Here is a 22,050-nt window from a genome sequence, read left to right as displayed (position 1 = left end):
AACTTACCAAACAAATTTTTTACTAGCGACTCTACGTTATCCGATGCCTCTAAGCTCTCGATATAATCTTTTCGCATAACTATCCGTCATACCTGCTATAAAATCCGTAGCCAATAATAATCGATGATAAAGTTTACCTCCGATATCGTCTATTTCCTTACATTCATCATGATAATTATCCAAATAATTTTTTGAAAGTAGTTGGATATACTTTTCCTGTATCTCTCCCATTTTTGTTTCTCCATCATAAGGAATCAATGCCTCAACAAATCGAGTCAATAAAAATGAAATCACCTCATTGCCCATTAACTCAATTTTCAAAATGGACGAATGCTGATAAATACGCTTGTATGCAAATTTTTTTAGCGCCGATATTAATGCTCCCTCTTTACTTTTCATAAGCAATTCTTCTTTAAAACTACCAGACATAATTTCATCATAATGTTCAATAAAAGTAATACTGACTTGAGATACACAAAATAGTTGCTTTCTTGTAAGCCATGTAAAAACAGCCGTTTTATATGGATCAAAATCTTCCTGATTTTGGTTTCCCGATATTAATTCTTTTTCAAGATAACCATCTAACAAGTTAGCACTATAAGTGTCGCCACTTTGTAGGATAATCTGCTTTAAATCGGCAAATGTATACATTCCCTTATTATATCCATCCTCTAAATCAGCAAATGTATATGCTAGATCATCTGCTGCTTCCAAAATAAAACAAAGTGGATTTCTACAATCTTGTGTTCCTGTATTCTGTTTTATTTGTTGATATAAATCTGTTTCACTCTGAAAATAACCAATTTTTTTCTCTAATAAAGAACGATTATCTTTTTCCTCTGCCTTGACCTTTGCCAAGGAACTTACAGGATACTTTATAATTGTATCCATAACAGCAGACGTTAAATGCAATCCATTCACACCCATAACTCTATGTAGCTTTGAGATAATCCTAAGTGCCTGCGCATTCCCCTCAAAATGATATAAATCGTATAATTGTTGTTTATCTAGATGTTTACTTAATGGTAATCCACGATACATTAAATGATCAAGATTTTGTTGAAACCATGTTCTGATTGCAGTCTCACCAAAGTGTCCAAATGGAGGATTACCGATATCATGCAACAATCCTGCGCAATTTAATATTTCTACTACCGTTAATATGTCTGGTAAGTTCTCATCTTGTTCTAAATGTCCTTCTTTGATGGCATTGCATACTTGCTTACCAATTAGCTTTGCTAAGGAAGCGACCTCTAGTGAATGTGTCAATCTTGTCCTTACAAAATCACTTTGATCTAAAGGAAAGACCTGTGTCTTATCTTGAAGTCTTCGAAAAGAGGCGCTACGAATAATCCTGTGATAATCACTTTCCATTTCGCTACGAAAACGATTCGCATCATTTTTATCGTGTTCTGGTATTCGTTTCTCACTGGTGATATCTTTCCATGTTAACCTCATACACTTATCCTCCTGAATAGCATTATCTATTCATCCTCTTCTTCATTATAATCACGCACATCTTCTAGTAAATAACTGATATGCCGTTTCTGACGACTTTCATAATCCTTTAATTCTTTCTTATTAATATGTTCAAGTTCTAATTGAAGCTCTCTAGATGACATACGATGTGCGCCTTGTCCAATAACGATCAATTGTTCCATAACATCCGAAGTTACAACTGTCACTTGATAATCTTTAGCCATTTTATGTGTTGCTCGCTCAATATACATATCTGCCGTTTGTGCTTTTCGTGTGTAAACAATATAAATATTATGATAAGCGTTCATAGAGCCAATTCCTTCTTTTACCTGATAAGCGTCAAACACAAGAATCAATAAACAGTTTTTATACCCTTGATAATTGCACATAGCATCCATAAGCTTCATTCTAGCTACATCCAAGTGAGTTGTTGCCAATTCAGCTAAATGTTTCCATGCGTGTATCACATTATAGCCGTCTACCAAAATACATTGTGGTTTTTTATCTAAGGATATGTTTTGCTTTTCTATCAACTCTTTTTCTCTAGGTCGAAGAGATAAGGTCTTGGGTTCACCATAGGTTCGTTTAAAAATTTCTTCCAGCTCCTCTTCTTCATTTTTCCCTAATATCCTTTCATGATTTATATTTGTTTCTTTTATTGTTTGCTGTTGTTGATAACAGCGTTTTATATGCATATAATCATAGACCTCATCGTATTTAACATAGAAACCTGCTCCGTTTGCACAAAAGATTGACCCTGTTGGATTTTCTATATCTGATTCACTATCATATCCATTATGGGCTATCATTGCTTCTTGATCTATACAGGGCTCATAATCTTTTAATACACAAGTGAGCTTTCCTTTTCCCTTTGTATAGGAAATGACCTCAAGTGCATAATTCTGCATTGCGGATACAGGTGCTTTCCCTTCTATTATACTGAAATCTCCATCAATATCACGAATTTCAAATGTTCCATGCATTCGTTCAATATCATATACTGCTTTACTTATAAAAGCATTTGGTAGTTCAAGCTGAAATTGATAATAGGGTTCTAAAAGTATACATTTTGCTAATTTCAGTCCATGGCGAATTGCTCGATAGGTTGCTTCTCTAAAATCTCCACCTTCTGTATGTTTAGGATGTGCCTTGCCAGCAAGGAGCGTGATCCGCATATCTGTAATTGAAGAACCGGTTAATACGCCTACATGCTCTTTTTCTTCTAAGTGGGTAAACACCAATCTTTGCCAATGCCTTGCTAGTTGATCTTCTGGACATTGTGTATGAAAACTAAGTCCGGAGCCTCTTGGGGCCGGTTCTAATAACAAGTGAACTTCTGCATAATGTCGCAAAGGTTCGAAATGTCCTACGCCTTCGATTGGTTCCATGATCGTTTCTTTATAAATGACACTACCTGAATCAATTGATACCATCACATTAAAACGATCATATATTTGTCTTTTCAATACTTCAATTTGAATTTCTCCCATCAATGCAACTCTGATTTCTTTTTGTGGTTTCACAAAGGTGATATGTAGTTGTGGGTCTTCCTTGGTTAATTGTAGTAGCTGTGTCATCAATAAATGTTGATCATATCCAGCAGGTGGAACGATACGATAGTTCATATAAGAAGATAGTACAGGTTGATTTGATGAAGGTTCTATTCCAAGACCATCTCCCGGTAAAAAGGATGTGAATCCTTTGATTGCGCAAAGCTGACCTGCAGTAACCTCATGCACCATTTGATATTTATTACCAGAGTATAATCTGATTTGATCGACTTTTTCTTCATTTTCTAGTTTTGTTTTCGTTTTCAAAACTCCTCCGGTTATTTTCAGATGGGTTAGCTGATTTCCTTGTTCATCACAGCTAATCTTATAAACCTTTGCGCCAAATTCTTTTGGATATTGTTTGGTAATGGTATATCGTTGCAAACCATCCAAAAAAGCTTCTACACCCTCTTGTTTTAGTGCAGATCCAAAATAGCATGGAAATAAGATGCGTTTTGAGATTGCTTTTTCAATTTGTTGTTTCGTTATCGTTCCTTGATCCATATAGATATCCAGTAACGTATCATCACACATAGCAATTCTTTCTTCCAGATCCTTTTGAGTGGTAAAATCGACGCATGATCCATCTAGCTTTTTTTGCAATTCCAGCATCAGTTCCTTTGAGTCCTTATAACTCATATCCATTTTATTAATAAATAGGAAGACAGGTATATGATAATGTTTCAGTAGCTTCCAAATGGTTTCTGTATGTGCTTGCACACCATCCATTCCATTGATGATCAAAACAGCATAGTCTAGTATTTGAAGTGTACGTTCCATTTCTGTAGAAAAATCTATATGTCCTGGTGTATCTATCAAAGTAAGCTCAAGATCTTTCCAAACCATCCTTGCTTGCTTCATATAAATCGTGATTCCTCTATTTTTTTCAAGCTCATGGTAATCTAAAAATGCATCTCCATGATCTACACGTCCTAATTTACGTATACTCTTACATAAATACAGCATAGCTTCACTCAAAGTTGTTTTACCTGCATCTACATGTGCGAGTGTTCCAATAATCGTATGCTTCACGATATCACCTGCTTTCTGTATCAGCTTTATTATAGAAAACTTCATGAAAATTGTAAACTGAAAGAATGATGTACTTTAAAATTGATAGTATTTGAAAAATTCAAACATGAAGTAAATAAAAGAAACTATAAAAGCTGGAACTATAACATACTTCTAAAGCATGAAGCTATAATGCTTCAAAAATAGAATTGTTATATATTACAAAAAGAAAAGGCCTTTTCGCCTTCTCTGTTTTATAATAATTTTTTTCTCAATTCTTCTGCTGATGCCGGGTGAAGATAAGCTGGAGCAATGTCAAATACGGTCTTGCATCCACACTGCCCTTCTTGATATAGACGATATGCTGCTCTTGCATATGCTACCAAAACACTTGAAGTAAACTCTGGATTAGAGTCAAGTGTTAATTTATATTCCATTACATGTTTATTTTCATTGTTAAAACCAGTTGTACCACTTCTTAATACAACACCACCATGAGGTATTCCTTTGTGATCTCTCATCAATTCTTCTTCACTGATAAAATGCACTGTAGTATCATAATCTGCGAAATAATTTGGCATTGTTTTGATAGCCTCTTCAATTTTCGCAAGGTTTGCGCCTTCTTCAGCTACCACAAAGCATTCTCTTGTGTGCTTTTGTCTAGCACTTAGTTCAGGATTCTCTCCGTTTCGTACACTTTGCATCGCTTCTTCAACCGGAATGGTATATTGCCTTGCATCCTTAACACCATCAATTCTTCGAATAGCGTCAGAGTGTCCTTGACTAACTCCTTTGCCCCAAAAAGTATAATCCTGTCCTTGAGGAAGGATAGCTTGGCCATATAACCGATTCAGAGAGAATAATCCCGGATCCCAACCTACTGAAATAATACTGATATGTTTACCATTGATACTAGCTTCATGAACCTGATCAAAGTGTTCAGGGATATTTGCGTGAGTATCAAAGCTATCTATCACATTAAAATCCTTCGCAAGCTGTGCTGTTTGTTTTGGTAAGTCATTTGCGCTACCTCCACATAAGATCAACACATCTATGCAATCCTTCATATCTTCCAATTGCTTCATTTCATATACAGGTGTATTCGTATGTGTAGTCACAGAAGCTGGGTCTCTTCGTGAGAATACGCCTACCAATTCCATATCAGCACTTTTACTAATAGCACATTCTACACCTCGTCCAAGATTTCCATAACCTACGATTCCAATTTTTATCATAAACAAACCTCCTTGCTGTTTTTCACAGGTATATTTTACCACCTTTCACTTTCATCGTATAGAAAAAGTTTCAGAAAATGAATGGAAATTTTCAAGAAGGTTCCTTTCCTTTATCTTCAAAGTGAATCCTTATCTCATGCTCATTGATATCCACATATGGATTCATTACATCATCTTATCACCAATGGTTGTTAGAATAGTGTATTTAATTAAGGATATCAGATGCAGACTTATTTTTTCTAAGATGATAAAGAAGATGATTCATCACGCCTTATGTATTTATAAAACACGATCTTTATTTTAATTTGATATTCATGATTGTTATTGTTTTTTACCATTCTATGATCATCAAACAGAGAAAAAATACTGTATTACAGTATCTGAAACGAGCTATTGATCTTTAAGATATCGAAGGTTTTTATGTTCTTCAAAATATTCATTTTTTTCAATGTTTTTTTCATCGCCAAAGAGCGTCTTAAAACAATTTTTTTCCATTCAATATGTTGATATCCAATTCTTTTGCAAATGCAGTTTGTTTAAACGGATTGATTTTTTCTAGAGTCCCATTACGCATAAAAAGGGAGCCGGTATTTTTAAACCAAAAAGTTACGTTTGCTTCTACGCATTGTTTTCGGATATCCAAAACCCAATCATAATTGCATTCACGGGCTTCTCTAGATGTTTCTCCTCCAACCGTTACATGCTCTACACCATGTAAATAAGGTGTTAGATCAATCGCTTCTAACAAAGGAGCACATGCGATAAACCGTCGTTTGATCGGATAAGATAAAAATAATGGAAGTCGTCGATCTGCTTCTGCCTGATTTTCCACTGTGCATCCAATAAAAACATTATCATATCCATCATTCCAATCTAAAGGTAAGGATACAAGAAATCGATCGATTCGTTTTGTCAATATCAAAAATTCGATATCTGATCTTTCCTTTATCATAGACCAAATATCTTTACGCCATTCATCTGCTTCTGGCAGAAAAAAATCAGTTGCAAAACAAGTCGCAAGAATTTTATTACCTTTGATACTATATTCACCTTTTTTATTTTTTCTGATCGGCCAATCAAATTTATCTGTTTTTTGAATGGTACTCTGCCCATAACGCTTTGCATGAGGTCCATAAAAATAACAATTTTTACATCCTTCACTGATTCTATAACATCCAGTCCATGGTTCCCAATTCATAAAATCTCTCCTCGTATATCATCAATTTTCTATACATGTTATCAGTAATTTGAATATATCGCTATAAAACTCTTATTATATTATATTGTAGAATCTGTTAATTCAAAAAGATTTCCTTCCGGATCTCTGAAATAGGTACATCGCATTCCCCATGCTTCAATAAATTGAGGTTCACCTAGGAAAACAACTCCAGCATGTTTTAATCGCAAATAATCTTTGTCTAAATCATCGCTTGGTATAATTCCTGCGATTGTATCTGGTTGTGCATCTGTTTTGGGTTGTTCATAGCCTTGAAACAGTTCCATTGCTGAGCCTAAAAATATTGTGAAACAAGGAGCAACATCTTTATTCACGGTAAAGGAAGTATATGGTCCGTTTCTATCACCCCACACAGGAATCAATCCAAGCTTTTGGGTATAAAAGTCATAGCATTCTGCATAATTTTTTCGTACAAGAATACGAATTGTAGTCTCTTGAAATCTCATCATTTAATCACCTCTTTTAATTACCTCTTTCTTTCACTATGATTATTATATAGAGTGTATTTTATGATTGAATTGTATAAATCAGACATATCGCTTCATTTCTGATGAAATTATGTTTTTTCACCTCTTTAAGTTCTCTCAATCTGATAACATCTTAATCATCAAAGGCTATAATTGAAACATCTTTTTGACCATTTCAACCGTATGTGATTCATTTTTACTTTCTAACTAAATTATGTTCTAATTACTTTTGTGTTATTGTTGGTAAACTTTGCATAAGAGCAAAAAAATATTGGGGTTCTCCTGTACGAAAATACTGATACCAATACTCTAAAGTGTTCATTTGAAAAACATCTAGATGTTCAATGATTTGTTTTGCCCATAATAAAGCACCAGAAGAACTTGCTGTTATAAGATTTTGGTCTTTCACTGCAGGCTTATCAATATAGAAATCTTGCCCTTTATAATAAGGAGAAAACATCTCAAGGTAACCTATTCCATTACTTGTATGTAGACGCTTATCTAATAATCCGACATCTGCAAGTGCAGTGGTAGCTCCACAGATTGCACACACAGCAGCACCTAAAGTTAGAAGCTCTTTTGCTTTCTCAATGATATTGATATGTTCAGGTTCATTCCATGTATCTGCTCCAGGTAATAGCAATACACTTGTTTTATTCAAGTTAATATCTTCAATTAAACAGTCTGGCGTTATCGTAAGTCCTCCCATGGTATGAATTGGTTTTTTAGTATGACTGACTGTTTTTAGATCAATTCTTTGTGAATCTTTTTTAAAAAAACGTCCTGATTTAAGCTCCGATGTTACATATCCTAACTCCCAATCTGCTAAAGTATCCAAAACATAAACGTAAATGTTTTCATATAAATTCTCCATTCTATTGTCATTTTTTTAATCTTTTATTTCAATCCATTATTTATATTGCCAATAATCTCTTTATAATGTTTCTCATATTATTTTGAATATTCATAATCACCTGCTTTCTTTCTCATTTTGTGTCCTCCTTTCTTATTTCCAGTATATCATGCGATTGTTGACACCATTATGGCAACAATATATAATAAAATTAAAATATCTGAAAGATGGTGAGAAGATGAAGATAGACAGACTGATGAGCATTATTTTAGTTCTTCTTGACAAAAAACGTATGAGTGCATGCGAATTAGCTGATATGTTTGAAGTTTCTTTGCGTACCATCTATCGTGATATAGATGCTATTGACTTAGCAGGGATACCAATTCGTTCAACCCCAGGTGTTGGAGGCGGTTTTGAAATTATGCCAAACTACAAACTTGATAAGAAGTGCTTCTCAGCAACTGATTTATCGGCTATCCTAATGGGACTTTCAAGTCTTTCCAATATGATGCGAGGAGATGAATTGATAAACGCCATTGCAAAAGTAAAAAGTTTTATTCCTTCTGACAGAGCAAAAGAAATCGAATTTAAGGTTAACCAGATTTTGATAGATTTAAATCAATGGAGCGGAAATAGTAACATTCAGTCTTATTTAGAAATCATTAGAATATCTTTACAACATAACAAACTACTTTCATTTGGATATATTGCTCATCATGGCTATCAGACTAAGCGTATTGTTGAACCATATCAATTAGTATTCAAAAGTAATCATTGGTATTTATATGGCTTTTGTCAGAAAAGAACCAATTTTCGTCTATTTCGATTATCACGCATATCAAATTTACAATTACTAGAACAAACTTTTATGCCAAGGGACTATCAGAAACCACAATTAGAATTTGATGAAACTTTATCAACATTACAAATAGAAATTAAAATACGCATTCATATATCGATCATGGATAGAGTACTTGATTATTGTTCCTTTGAAAACTTTTCTGCTGATGGTGATGAACATTATATTGTTACATATCCTTTTGTTGAAAATGATTATCATTATGATATTCTTTTGAGTTTCGGAGAAAAATGTGAATGCTTAGAACCTGCACGAGTTCGTGCAAAGATGAAAAAGAAAATATATGATTTAGCAAATATCTATCATAATGGATAAACAAGAAAAAACGGCGAAGGTTTTACTTGACCTAAACCGTTTTTTTAATGTTAACTTGAATTATTAAATAAGTTGAACATTGGATTCATATTTTTATAAACTATCACTTGAAGGTTAAGCATCATATTGTTTTACTCAGTTAGATATAAATAAAGTATTTTAGATTTCATGTTAAAATAAAATCTTCTAATATTATTATCTTAATGGTATTCTCATTATATTACCATTTTTTCAAAATATTTTAAAGATAAATTAAAGTTTTAAAAGGTATCCGATAAAAAAAGTTCTTACTCGAATTAAGGTAAAATAGCATGAGATACAACACAGGAAAAAGTGCTGTATCTTGGGTAATCTAATAACTTTATATCATCTTCCCCCATCTCTATATATTTTTAACAGCTTGATATGATAGTGAAAACTCCTCCATTAAAATTTTGCTTTTCTTCTTTTCAAGTTCATCCGTTCATCCCCATCTTTTTTTACTTGAATTATCATATTTTGTTTTTTTTTCATCTTTCCGCCTACTTCAAGTGTTGTGCATCTTGTTTATCAAAGTTTTTAGAGTCGAAACATATGAGGCTTCAATCACTATCTATGGGTTTATTATTATCATAGTCGTACTGTTTTTATTTTTTTGATGAAAGATCAACTTTAAGAATCTTAACTTTTTATGGCAGGTCATTTAGAATTCCTCTACCTTTTATAAATATCTCATAAGGAAGTTCCTCTTTGAATATTTCATTCATCTTATCAATCAAGTTTTGAAACAGGTGAAAACGCTCTGGGACATGTATGCATTCCAGCAGTACTTCGCTGCTAGCTACAGCATAGGTACTGGCCCTGTTACGGAGCGCTATCTTTATTTTTTCGTGGTTCAACAACCAAGCAACTACTGTATCTTTGTCTCTGCCATCAAGTAAAGCAATTAGATGATGGTCGTTCAAATCATAAACAGCGGTCGCATAGGTCTGTCTTTTTCTTATTGTGGCATCATTAATACCAATTCCGTCTACATTAGGGTTGTCTACTATAGAAATCTTATCTATCAGTCTCTTAATGGAATCGTTGCTAATATTAACTCCAATAAGTTTCAACACTTTACTAGCGCCTTCATTACTCAAAAGTCGCGACATGGCTAGAACAAGACAGTTAAGCTCATCAGTTCTCCTTTGAGAAGCTGAGGCAAAAGGTAACTCCTGTGCAACAACCTATCTTTCACAATCTTCATTCTAACAAATATACTTATAAGCATTAATATCAACATAAGTGGTGGTCTTGCCTCCAAATGGGGCTTGGATTCTTCTATGATATGTGTTATGAAGCTTGTCAATAGGGTGTCCACATGAAGACACGTATTAATATTAATCATGGATTTAACAAAGATTACTATCTCATCATCTGTTTCCATCTATTATAATATCAAATCCTTAACTGAATAATGAATTATTGATATCAATTTTACTATATTTATTCCAATACTATTTATGAGAAGTGATATCACGAAGAAAGACAGCACTTTGTCCTGTGCTGTCTCTCATGCTATTTCACCTTAATTCGAGTAAGAACCTAAAAAACTAACACTTTTTCTTTGCCACTATAAACGAAACAGGATCAAAATCATAATCACTAAGTAAAGTTGTTGCTTCAATAATCTCTATTTTTCCTCTTCTTGTTAATTTATTAAACTCATAAACTCGATATAAATATACGTTGTCATCTTTGTAAGTTTCAAAAAAAAGTTTCTCATTTTTACTCATAAAAAACGGAGTGTTTAATCCACCTGTTGTGGTCTTCACTTCAATTCTACGAGTTGTTCCATCTTCATTTACTGAACTTATATCATATCCAAATCCATCTCCTTGTAATCGGCTCAAATGTAAGACACTTGTAACTAAAGTAGGATCAAAATTAGATACTCTATCTTGTTCAAATTCTAAAACAAATTCTTCACCCATATTACCTATATCATCATTCTTTTCCCTTAACACTCCCCAATCAATTTTTCTACCTTTAAATAATTTAGCCTTTCTCTTTCTTTCGGCAATCTTTGTTTCTGAAATTTTCTTTTTAGATTCACCAGTACCAGATAAAGCAAAAAACTTTGCAGGTTCTTGAGTTTTATCTAGAATGAAGCCTTCTTTATAAATCTTTATATCATCAAGTTGATGGCTTGCTATATTTCCAATTCTTTGAAGAATTTTAATTTCATTACGTGAAGAAGATAATTCTTCATCCTCTTTATCATATTCTAGTACTTCTTTAAGCATTTCTTTAGCTTCTGTAATATTAATTTCTCCATACTTATCTAGCAATAACCTTACTGCTTTTCTAATATCACCTTCTGAATGCATTGCTTATTTCTCCCTTCCGAGTTTTTAACCCTTTATTATTTTATAAAAAATATAATTCTTTTATTCTTTCCAAGGCATCTTCAATATATGAAGCACTTTGTTTATATTGTTCAAAAATTATATTGAAACCATCTTCATCGTCACAAACAAAATCCCAATAATCTTTACCAATTAACAGCTCTTCTTCAGAAAAGAATTGTTTAACTCTCTCTTGCTTCCATTCCACGCCTTCTCCATACATGTTGTACGCAGTCCCAAAATAAATTTTGATTTTTTCTTCTGATTTACCTATCAAAGAATTCTTTAAAATAAAATATTCTTGTAATAAAGCCAACTTTTCAGTTTTAGCTTTTTTATTATCTAAATCTCCACCAGATTTTAATTCAATTAGATAATGTTCTTTCTTTTCTTTATTATAAAAATAATGATCTGTAACATGTGATTTTTGAAAACTCCTAATATCAGCCGGTATCATACAGTTAAATTCATTGTAATCAGAAACTTTAGGTTTAGCATGTCTTTCATATTCTAAAATTATATAATCCATATGTTGCGATTGCTGTGGTAATAAAAATGATTCTATGTTTCCACGCACATCATAAGATAACTTTGCTATACTATTGCCAATATTTTCTAGTATTCGTCCGAAAGAACTGTCAAAGCTTCGTACAAACGCACTATAGAACATAAACTCTTTACCTAATCCTGCAATAAAGCAATTATTCTTTTTTCGATTAATAACACCTTCAGTATCATTGACTTCACTTATATACCTTAATTCAAATCCTTCTGCAAAGCTTTTGATATTTGAATCAATTATTTGTTGTATTGCTTTTTTCTTATTATCATCCATTGAAAACACCTCCATCAATTGGATAATTTGTTATTACAAGATGTTGTGCATTTTTATCATTTCTATCTTGAAAACTTACAAAATATTTTTTATCAAAACTGCTTATATATATTTTTCCACCATTTGCAGTCTTTTGACCCACTTGATATAAAGAAGAAATATAATCAGTATTTTTGATTACTAGCATAAAATTACCAAAACACTCATATAACAAATAACTAGATAATCTCAATTGATCATTTTGATTAAATTCATTTTTAGCATAAGTGCTAAACTCTGTATCATACGGAGGATCCAAGAAAACAAAATCATCCTTTTTAGGTGGGTTTTGATACATAAAATCATAAAAATCCATATTTCCAATTAGGGTTTTATTTAAATGATCAATTAATTTCTCATCTTGATAATATAAAATTTTGTTTGAAAAACTTTTTCTATTATAAGATATTCCACCATAAGGAACATTAAATTGTCCATTTTTGTTATACCTAAACATTGAAGAATAGCACGTCTGACGCATAAAAAAGTAAATTGCTGTTGTAAAAGCTTCAGAAAGATTGAGTTCATCTTTATGGTTAATCAAATATCTAAAATGATTATAAAATGCTGTTTTTAAAGAACATTCAATGTTTGATATTAAATCCGTCTCAGATAAATTACACTTTTGACTTTCTAACCTTTTCATTCTTATCATTTTATTTTTAATACTTTTAAATAGCTCATTAACAAAATTTTCTATCTGATAATTAAAATTTCTTGTAAGGAGACCATTAAACTCATCAGTATTGGTTAATACAAATTGAGTAATTTCATCACTTAATTGCTGTTCATTAATTTGATTACTCTTATATGAGTTATATAACTTAATTAATAATTTCGAATGATTATCTACAACATTACTAATTATTTTCCAATTATGATCAAAAGCCTTTAATTTTTCAAAAAATTCTACATTTTGATTTTTTACCATTGTATAAAGTGAAATTAATTCAACAGATTTATCATTTATCAAATACCTATTAGCCTCAATAGAAAAATAAACTGCACCTCCACCCACAAATGGTTCATAATAACTATTTATTTTCTTTGGAAGATTTGGTAAAATATATTTAAGTTCTTTTTCTTTACCCCCTGGGTATTTTATTAATGAAGATAGTTTTTCATTCAGAATGTGGCCCATTTAAAATCACGTCTCCTTTATTTATTATTATAGCAAAATTACACAACACTTAAAAGATAAAAGTAAAGTAAAGACCTTAACATATCTAATTCTCATTATAAATATAAACAATATTATAAGGAGGATCTTTACATGAAAGAAAAAATTAATTTAATTAATGGAGATGCATTTAAAGAATTAAAGAAAATTGAGAATAGTTCTATCGATTTAATTTTAACAGATGTTCCATATAACATCTCAAAATATTCAAAAAGTAATGTTTATATCGGAAACAGAAAATTAAACACAAAAATCGCAAAATGGGATGAGAAACATTTTAATCCTAGCTTATTAGTTGAGGATTTTAAACGAATTTTAAAACCAAATGGGAACATCTTTGTATTTACCAGTTATAACCAAATAGGTCTATGGCATGAATTTTTTGATGAAGAATTTGATACTTTTCAATTTATGGTTTGGCATAAAATTAATCCAACTCCTTGCATATACAAAACAACCTTTTTAAACAGTTGTGAATTAATAATTTGTTTATGGAACAAAGGACATAAATGGAACTTTATTTCACAAAATAAAATGCATAACTTTATTGAAACACCTATATGCGAATATCCAGAAAGATTAAGCAATCCAAAACATCCGACTCAAAAGCCAATTTCTGTATTGGAGCATATCATAAAGATTGCATCAAATGAAAACGATGTTGTTTTAGATCCATTTATGGGAGTTGGTTCAACGGCAGTTGCATGTAAATTTTTGAACAGACAATTTATTGGTATCGAAATTAATAAAGAATACTACGAAGCTGCACAAAAGCGAATTACTTAAATTTGATTTTATATGAATCAACTTCTTAATCGGGATTATAACGAGTTATAAGTTATAAAAATCGAAAAAGCACTTATCCAAAACTGGAAAAAGTGCTTTTTATTAGATGGCTTTATCCATAACAGAGTAAGCCCTCTCATAGCCATTATTCTTTAACTATTTTTACAATCCCTTTCTTTCATTTCCTCATCATTCCCACTCAATTGTAGCAGTTGGTTTTGGTGATAAATCATAACAAACACGATTTACATTTGCTACTTCCTTTAAAATGCGATCTGTAATTTTCATTAAAATTGGCCAATCAATCTGTTCAATTGTCGCCGTCATAGCATCTATTGTATTAACAGCACGCAAAATCACAGGATATTCAAAGCATCTAGCGTTATCTCTTACACCAACAGATTTAAAATCAGGTACAACTGTAAAATACTGCCAAACCTTTTTATCTAAACCTGCATTATGGAATTCTTCTCTTAGAATTGCATCAGCTTCACGAACAGCCTCTAAACGTTCTTTGGTAATCGCACCCAGACAACGTACTCCAAGCCCTGGACCTGGGAACGGCTGACGGAATACCATTTCATCAGGCAAACCTAATTCTAATCCACATGCACGAACCTCATCTTTGAATAACATACGTAACGGTTCAACTAAATCAAAATCAAAATCTTCAGGTAATCCACCAACATTATGATGTGACTTTACCATTTTAGCTGTTTTCGTTCCACTCTCCACAATGTCAGGATAAATTGTACCTTGACCCAAGAAATCGATACCTTCCAGTTTACGTGCTTCCTCTTCAAAAACTCTGATAAACTCAGCACCTATTATTTTACGTTTTGCTTCTGGATCTGCAACACCTTCTAATTTCCCTAAGAATCTATCACTCGCATCCACATAAATTAAATTCGCATCTAATTGATTTCTAAATACTTCAACAACACTTTCAGATTCACCCTTACGCATTAAGCCATGATTTACGTGAACGCATACTAACTGCTTCCCTATTGCTTTTATCAGTAAAGCAGCAACAACAGAACTATCTACTCCACCAGATAAAGCCAATAACACTTTTTTATCTCCAACTTGCTTTCTTACTAATTCGATTTGATCTTCAACAAAATTCTTCATATTCCAATTAGCCTCAGCATGACACTCATCAAATACAAAATGTTTTAAAACAGTAAGTCTTTCATCCGTATCATCTGACCAATCTTCCAAATTTTCTTTACATTTTGCAAGATCATGCCCTACTGACATAATCGGATAACCAGTTTCATATACACAATCGCATACATCAATCCTTACTCCATCTACAATATGATTTGGTCCACCATTGATAATCATACCTTTTACATTTGGTAACTTTTCTAGTTCTTCTTTTGTTATATCGTGGGGATAGATTTCACTGTATACGCCTAATTCACGAATCTCTCTAGCCAAGCGTGTATTTTCTTCACTACCCAAGTCTAAAATTACAATCATGTCTTGTTTCATGCTTCAATTCTCCTATCTTTCTTTTTGTCCACCATAAGTTTATCACACTTATAAAACGCTTGCATCAATATGTAAAAAAATAAAGGAAAATTTTGATAAAAATTAGTGTTATTATTCCATTATTTAGCTTCTTTGACTTATTTTATGCAAAAATGTATTTTTATCTGGTTGATCATTCATAGAACTGCTATAATTATATTGTAAGGGTGTTATAACAGTTTTCTTGATTATCTATTTTGCGAACCTTATGCTCACACGGTTTTCCTAGGGGATTCGCATTTAGAATTAGCATTATCAAGTCTATATGAAATAAATTGTAAAAAAATGATATTAATAGCGCTCTTATTTCTGTTTCATTTAACTAGATTTATGCTATTTTTGCTGTCAAGCCTTATTCCGGCTTGGGGATCTAAATATAAAGCATCTGCACATAAGAAAGACAAGAAAAAGGTCAAGCCTTATTCCGGCTTGGGGATCTAAATTTGAAATTGTAACGGAACTGCCAACATCACATCAGGTCAAGCCCTATTCCGGCTTGGGGATCTAAATATCTTGGTGTAAGATCCTTTTAGCACCTTTTCTGTCAAGCCTTATTCCGGCTTGGGGATCTAAATAAGAATATAGGTTTAAATACGATTATTCAATCAGAAAGTCAAGCCTTATTCCGGCTTGGGGATCTAAATCATCAACATACTCCATCTGCTTTGTAAAGCGTTCCATGTCAAGCCTTATTCCGGCTTGGGGATCTAAATTTGGAAGGATAACAAAGTTTGCTTCCAGTGCACTGTCAAGCCTTATTCCGGCTTGGGGATCTAAATCAAAAATGACCTAGATACCGCACACTCCATAAACTGTCAAGCCTTATTCCGGCTTCGTGGATCTAAATTAACTAACTCTTCTAAAACTGCTCTGCTTGCAAAAGTCAAGCCTTATTCCAAAAGATTACCTCATATATAAAAAGCCCAAATCTTCCTAACACTTTAGGTTTATTTGGGTCTTTTATTATATCAATTCATATACTAAAAATTTTCAAATATAAAATTCTTAACCTTACTCATCGTTATCTTCCTTACCATCCCAACAATAAGTACAAAGTTTACACTTGTCCAATCCAATAGCCGCAACCATATCATCAATACGATGATAGCGCAGGGATGTGAAATTTCCACGTTTACATATTTCATCACACATTTTTTTATAACGTTCACTATCAGGATCAGCATATTCAGCAAGCACTGCATCAGACACATCATCACCCTCTAATTTACGAATCACACGACGTGTAATCAAATCCATTTCAGAGCTAGAACGAGAAAAATTTAAATATTTACAGCCAAAAATAATAGGTGGACATGCAGGACGAACATGAACCTCTTTAGCTCCACTATCATATAAGAATTCCGTTGTTTCACCTAACTGAGTTCCACGAACAATGGAGTCATCAATTAATAACAGCTTCTTATCCTTAATCAACTCTTGAACCGGTATCAATTTCATTTTCGCAATCATAGAACGTTGCGCCTGACTAGTTGGCATAAAGGAACGAGGCCATGTTGGTGTATATTTAATAAAAGGACGAGCAAATGGAATACCAGATTTATTAGAGTACCCAACTGCATGTGCAATACCAGAATCAGGAACACCAGCTACGCTATCTGCCTTTACATCATCACGGTTTGCTAATAATTCTCCACAACGATTTCTCATGCATTCAACATTGACTCCTTCATAGGTAGAGGTTGGATAACCATAATATACCCATAAGAAAGAACATATTTTCATTTGATCCAATGGTTTTTGTTTAACATCAACTTTATCAGGTGTAATGTAGACTATTTCTCCAGGTCCAAGATCACGATGATGGTGATATCCAAGATTTAAAAAAGCGCTGCTTTCGAAGGTTGCACAGAATCCTGTTGATTTTTCTCCCAATACAATCGGTGTTCTGCCAAGGCGATCTCTTGATGCATAGATTCCTTCAGGTGTCAAAATCAAAATACTCATACTTCCTTTTACCAAATCCTGCACATATCGCAATCCATCGACAATGGTTTCTTTATGATTGATCAAAGATGCAACTAGTTCTGTTGGATTTACTTCTCCAGAGCTCATTTCCAAAAAGTGTGTTACACCTTTTTCAAAGCATAGGTCTTGTAGCTCTTGAATATTATTGATACGTCCGATCGTTGTAATAGCAAAGGACCCCAAATGAGATTTCACCAATAATGGCTGCGCTTCATTATCAGATATACAGCCGATTCCAAGATTTCCCTTAAATTCATCAATATCCTTTTCAAATTTTGTACGGAATGGTGAATTTTCAATGTTATGAATGGCACGACTAAATCCTTTATCACCATGGATTGCCATACCGCCTCTTCGTGTTCCTAGATGTGAATGGTAGTCAACACCAAAGAATACATCTAAAACACAATCTTCTTTTGAAGCTACTCCAAAAAAACCGCTCATAATTACCTCCAATTTACTCTCTTTTTGTTGTTCTTGTACAAAGCGTACATAGTAATTTTACTCTATTTTTTCTATATTGAATACAAAAATGTAAAAATTTATGAAAATTTGTTAGATTGATACCTTAAAGTACTGTTTTTCTAAAGATTTCATTTATATCTCAAAAATAACATGTGGCTTACCATCGATGTTTCTTTTAGCTAGAAAATAATAATATATCGATACTGGTTTAAAATGAAAATTGTAACAATGATTTCATGATTGTTATGATTGAAATTTTAATCAGCGATGATTTTATTGTATAGATTATTCTTGAAAACCTTATTCTATATTAGAAATGGGAAAAGAAATAATCTTTAATCCGATAACTTCAAGAATGAACTTTGGAAGAACTAGTCATATGATCGAGTGATGTTGATTACATTGCTAATACGAAGGATGCCTTATAATGCTGGCTATAAGGTTGAAAAAAATTGATGACCAAAGGTTTCTTAAAACCAAATAATACTAAAAAACAATAAATATTAGTTTTAGAAAGAAATTTTATAGTCATTCTCAATCTATCCTAGGAGCATTTTAACTGACAAACATAAGGAATATCAGTATAATGATTTACATAAAGAAAGCGAGGACATTGACATGAATTATATGTGTAGTGTATGTGGTTATATCTATGAAGGTGATGACTTTTTAAAAGAACCTGCTGATTATCAATGCCCATTATGTGATGCAGGCAAAGATGAATTTCGTCCTAGAAAAATCGATATTGAGGTTCATGCAGCAACAAATGAGTACCATGAAATCAAAGCAAATAAATAAGGCATAGCTCTTATCGATATAGAGCCATGCCTTTTAATTAAGGATTAAAATCTATATAATTTTTCCTATCTCCATATAAGATTATCATTCTATGCTAATTCTTTCAAAAGTTCTTGATATTTGTTTTTTAGATAATCTCTTGGTTCTATTTTCATTTTTGTAATTGCATAGCGATAAACATCTATCCAATCTTCATCAACTCCGAAAATGCTAATATAATTTAACATACAATACAAGCTTACTTCTGCACGATCTTGACTATATTTAAAATATTCATCAACATCATTTTGTGTAACACCAAAAATAGCTGATATAATAAAGGTAATCTTATTCAATTCCTCAAGAAGAGAACGTTCTTCATAGGGAATTTCATATTTTGTTTTATATGATTTCAATTTCTGATATTGTTCTTTTCGCATACTTATTGCGATAGATAAAAGATCCTTTCTCTGCTCCTCAGTATTTAAAATACTAAGTAAACGGTCAATGAGTTGTTCATGTAAGCAATCAAGCTAAGATCTACATTGACTGCAAGTAAAATCAACTTTCTCATAATTTCTTCATTTACACCAAGAGAAATTATTTTTTCTACAACAGATGCGTATAAATCATCTTGATCAATACCAAGTGATTGAAATGGGACCTCACTTCTAAATATATATACTCCACAGCTTTGACATATAAATTCATATAAAGAAGTTAGTGCAGAAACTGCTTTTGGATAACAGGGATTTTCTATTGAACAAGCTAATAATTGTTTTATAAAACCTTTTACTTTAAACCTCCATTTAGGGCGTTCCGATTTTGAAATCACTCTGTTTGGTGCAAAGTAATATCCCTGTTTTGCACATTGAATAAAGTAATCTATTTCGGTCAATAATTCAGGATAATTTACGATATCACTCTTTTCTGTTTTCCTTTTCCAGATGAGATATCTGCAATCAAGACATCAGCATCTTCCTTTTTATCCTTTGGCAATAACTTATAAACTTCAACCAATATATTTTCTAATACTTTACTATCTTTTTCCTTTACTGAATCACGTAGCTCTTTTATTTTCATTTTTTTATCCTTTCTTTATAAATAAACATAAACACTTTTTGCAATCATCCAGTTTATTCATTTCATTTTAGATAGAAACTATATTTTCACTTTTAAAGTAAAATATATGATATTCAACATTGATGTGAATTTTCCTTACCTTTAAAGGATTTGTCAATCACAGCACTTTCTTTATATATTTCTCTATCTGTATAAGTATTCATAAAATTACTCCATAATTATTTTTTATTTTCTTATTTCATGTACATGTGATATCAGCTTTGACAAAATCACGCTAGAAATTATGGAATAAAAAAGGTTATATGACAGCAAATAGTATTCTAAATTTATCTGATCCATCTATCAACATTATTTGAGCTTAATTCTTAAAACTATTTACATAGCCCATATATTTTCCTTACTATACTACACCTTTAAATAAGTTATTATGATTACATATTTAATAGACATATACAATATTTTTCATATTTAATTTTGATTTAGATACATTTTAATTCTTTCTTTTTCATTTGATTCATTTGTTTTAAGTCTCAATAAAGGTATTTTACCTTTCGTAAAAATACTATCTTTTAAATTATCTTTAATTAATTGAACAGGGTTATTTTCATGAGACATAAATCCATCTACCTCAATTCCCAATAAAGGTTTTTTATCATAAATATTGTATATCACTATATCTACTCTTGAATTATTTTGAATATAGGTAACTTCTTCAACTGTAAATAATGATTTTTCCTGAAACATTTCTTTTAGATATACTTCTCTAACATATTTATATTTGCGATTATCCAGTATATCATCTAATAGTTCATATAATAGATTTTCAGAATTAAACCTAGATTTCTTCCACTTTCTATTTTTCTCTTTCTCTTTTAAAAGAGTTGAATAATCTGAATATAATAAATCAAAAATTGATTTTACTTGACTTTCATATATCAAACAATCTTCCTTATAGTACTGGATATATCTAATTAAATCACTTATATCACCATCTTCTTCTAAGAATGTATCAACATGTGAAACTAAAATAAATTGTTCTTTTGCTCTAGATATGGCTACATTCAAAAGATGAGGCTCATCTACAAAATTCATTAATGCTTTTGATTTAACCTTTTTATCTAAAACAGAAGAAAACATTACAATATCACACTCTCTACCTTGAAATTTATGAACTGTATCTTTTTGAAATTCCGAAGGTAAAATCTTACTTGCTATATTAGCCTGTCCTCTAAAAGGAGCAATAAAGCCAAATGTCTTATCACCATCTAATTTAATTCCCATTTCTTGTATAAACTCTTTATCAATTAATGATTCAATTTCTCTGATATTTGTGATTTTATTAATTGCTTTTTTCCCATATCTTAGATGATTACCAGATACTGTTTTTAACAAAATCAAGGGATTCCTTTGTTCATTTTTAGAAAGGCAAATTAATTTTCCATCGTAGTACTTTTTATTACAGAATTCTATAATTCGTCTATCACATCTATAATGTTCTCTCAATAGAACTTTAATATCGTCTTTGAAAATAAAATCAAATGAACTTAACAGACTATTTTCATAATAATCATATTCAAAACTAATGTTATATTGCTCACTTAGTTTTTTATATTCATCTTTTTTTATACTTTCTTCAGGTATATGAGAAAGTTGATTTTTATCTCCAACTACTACTACATTTTTTGCAGTACTTAATGCTATAATCCCTGGTATTAATTCGACTTGTGAAGCTTCATCTATTATTAAATAATCAAATTTAAAATCATGGTTTCTAGAAAGTGAGATAGCATGAGTAGTTGATAAAATAATAGGATATTCAAAAATAAACTTCTGAAAATTTTCCTTATGTAAATAATCATTTAAACAGAAATTTCGTCTTAATGAGTTTCTATACTTAATAGCTAAAAAAGATTTAAAATATCTTTCAGATTTTTCTTGCAAGCTCTTTAATTCAGTATCATAATTTTTATCTTTTAAGAATTTTTCAA

General features: G+C 31.6%; 19 protein-coding genes and 1 CRISPR repeat array. Of the genes, 3 read left to right on the top strand and 16 right to left on the bottom strand.

Translation table 11 applies throughout. The features are described 5' to 3' along the window. Positions 1-36 precede the first annotated feature (36 nt). The 6 genes from UGRO018_RS03140 to UGRO018_RS03115 all read right to left on the bottom strand — a co-directional run bounded on the left by UGRO018_RS03140 (position 37) and on the right by UGRO018_RS03115 (position 7,853). Entirely contained in the window at positions 37-1,458 is a 1,422-nt protein-coding gene (locus UGRO018_RS03140) for a deoxyguanosinetriphosphate triphosphohydrolase (protein ID WP_416325003.1), read from the bottom strand. A gap of 26 nt (positions 1,459-1,484) precedes the next feature. Beyond that, on the bottom strand, positions 1,485-4,061 hold the full coding sequence (locus tag UGRO018_RS03135; RefSeq protein WP_416325002.1) for an NYN domain-containing protein: 2,577 nt from the start codon (positions 4,059-4,061) through the stop codon (positions 1,485-1,487). A gap of 233 nt (positions 4,062-4,294) precedes the next feature. Next, on the bottom strand, positions 4,295-5,275 hold the full coding sequence (locus UGRO018_RS03130) for a diaminopimelate dehydrogenase (protein ID WP_416325001.1): 981 nt from the start codon (positions 5,273-5,275) through the stop codon (positions 4,295-4,297). Between the two features lie 475 nt (positions 5,276-5,750). Continuing rightward, on the bottom strand, positions 5,751-6,473 hold the full coding sequence (locus tag UGRO018_RS03125; RefSeq protein ID WP_416325000.1) for a DUF5131 family protein: 723 nt from the start codon (positions 6,471-6,473) through the stop codon (positions 5,751-5,753). A gap of 80 nt (positions 6,474-6,553) precedes the next feature. Continuing rightward, a complete protein-coding gene (locus tag UGRO018_RS03120; protein WP_416324999.1) occupies positions 6,554-6,958 on the bottom strand; it encodes a VOC family protein in 405 nt (134 codons plus the stop codon). Positions 6,959-7,202: 244 nt separating this feature from the next. Beyond that, the gene (locus tag UGRO018_RS03115) at positions 7,203-7,853 is read right to left on the bottom strand and encodes a type 1 glutamine amidotransferase family protein (protein WP_416324998.1); all 651 of its coding nucleotides are present in this window, start codon (positions 7,851-7,853) and stop codon (positions 7,203-7,205) included. A gap of 217 nt (positions 7,854-8,070) precedes the next feature. Here UGRO018_RS03115 and UGRO018_RS03110 point away from each other — a divergent pair, with 217 nt between their 5' ends. Then, complete coding sequence (locus tag UGRO018_RS03110) at positions 8,071-9,006, top strand: helix-turn-helix transcriptional regulator (RefSeq protein WP_416324997.1); 936 nt, start codon at positions 8,071-8,073, stop codon at positions 9,004-9,006. Between the two features lie 668 nt (positions 9,007-9,674). Here the strand turns inward: UGRO018_RS03110 and UGRO018_RS03105 are convergent. The 4 genes from UGRO018_RS03105 to UGRO018_RS03090 form a co-directional block, all read right to left on the bottom strand. Next, entirely contained in the window at positions 9,675-10,127 is a 453-nt protein-coding gene (locus UGRO018_RS03105; RefSeq protein WP_416324996.1) for a transposase, read from the bottom strand. 453 nt (positions 10,128-10,580) lie between these two features. Further along, positions 10,581-11,357: a protein NO VEIN domain-containing protein gene (locus UGRO018_RS03100; protein ID WP_416324995.1), complete on the bottom strand. Its 777-nt coding sequence runs from the start codon at positions 11,355-11,357 to the stop codon at positions 10,581-10,583. 40 nt (positions 11,358-11,397) lie between these two features. After that, a complete protein-coding gene (locus UGRO018_RS03095) occupies positions 11,398-12,210 on the bottom strand; it encodes a TdeIII family type II restriction endonuclease (protein ID WP_416324994.1) in 813 nt (270 codons plus the stop codon). Next, complete coding sequence (locus UGRO018_RS03090; protein ID WP_416324993.1) at positions 12,203-13,390, bottom strand: DNA adenine methylase; 1,188 nt, start codon at positions 13,388-13,390, stop codon at positions 12,203-12,205. Before UGRO018_RS03090 ends, UGRO018_RS03095 begins: the two co-directional genes overlap by 8 nt. Before the next feature lie 132 nt (positions 13,391-13,522). Here UGRO018_RS03090 and UGRO018_RS03085 point away from each other — a divergent pair, with 132 nt between their 5' ends. Continuing rightward, positions 13,523-14,215, top strand: a complete 693-nt coding sequence (locus tag UGRO018_RS03085; protein ID WP_416324992.1) for a DNA-methyltransferase — start codon at positions 13,523-13,525, stop codon at positions 14,213-14,215. 189 nt (positions 14,216-14,404) lie between these two features. Here UGRO018_RS03085 and guaA read toward each other — a convergent pair whose 3' ends face one another. Next, positions 14,405-15,712, bottom strand: a complete 1,308-nt coding sequence (gene guaA, locus UGRO018_RS03080; RefSeq protein WP_416324991.1) for a glutamine-hydrolyzing GMP synthase — start codon at positions 15,710-15,712, stop codon at positions 14,405-14,407. 383 nt (positions 15,713-16,095) lie between these two features. Continuing rightward, positions 16,096-16,530: direct repeats of the CRISPR family, unit length 32 nt; unit sequence GTCAAGCCTTATTCCGGCTTGGGGATCTAAAT. 232 nt (positions 16,531-16,762) lie between these two features. After that, on the bottom strand, positions 16,763-18,181 hold the full coding sequence (locus UGRO018_RS03075) for an amidophosphoribosyltransferase (protein WP_416324990.1): 1,419 nt from the start codon (positions 18,179-18,181) through the stop codon (positions 16,763-16,765). 639 nt (positions 18,182-18,820) lie between these two features. Between UGRO018_RS03075 and UGRO018_RS03070 the strand changes: the two genes are divergently transcribed. Beyond that, complete coding sequence (locus UGRO018_RS03070; RefSeq protein WP_416324989.1) at positions 18,821-19,000, top strand: rubredoxin; 180 nt, start codon at positions 18,821-18,823, stop codon at positions 18,998-19,000. A gap of 89 nt (positions 19,001-19,089) precedes the next feature. Here the strand turns inward: UGRO018_RS03070 and UGRO018_RS03065 are convergent, their stop codons facing one another. The 4 genes from UGRO018_RS03065 to UGRO018_RS03050 all read right to left on the bottom strand — a co-directional run. After that, positions 19,090-19,419: a hypothetical protein gene (locus UGRO018_RS03065; RefSeq protein WP_416324988.1), complete on the bottom strand. Its 330-nt coding sequence runs from the start codon at positions 19,417-19,419 to the stop codon at positions 19,090-19,092. A gap of 44 nt (positions 19,420-19,463) precedes the next feature. Continuing rightward, positions 19,464-19,877 (bottom strand): hypothetical protein, encoded by a 414-nt coding sequence (locus UGRO018_RS03060; protein WP_416324987.1) that lies wholly within the window; start codon positions 19,875-19,877, stop codon positions 19,464-19,466. Between the two features lie 14 nt (positions 19,878-19,891). Next, entirely contained in the window at positions 19,892-20,062 is a 171-nt protein-coding gene (locus UGRO018_RS03055; protein ID WP_416324986.1) for a hypothetical protein, read from the bottom strand. Positions 20,063-20,530: 468 nt separating this feature from the next. Continuing rightward, on the bottom strand, positions 20,531-22,050 hold a 1,520-nt coding region (locus UGRO018_RS03050), incomplete at its 5' end, for an AAA domain-containing protein (RefSeq protein ID WP_416324985.1).

Source organism: Hoskinsella mucinilytica (assembly GCF_045223415.1).
GTDB classification, from domain to species: Bacteria; Bacillota_I; Bacilli_A; order Erysipelotrichales; family Erysipelotrichaceae; genus Hoskinsella; species Hoskinsella mucinilytica.
The sequence above is the reverse complement of the archived record's forward strand: the minus strand, read 5'-3'. Positions and strand labels throughout refer to the sequence as shown.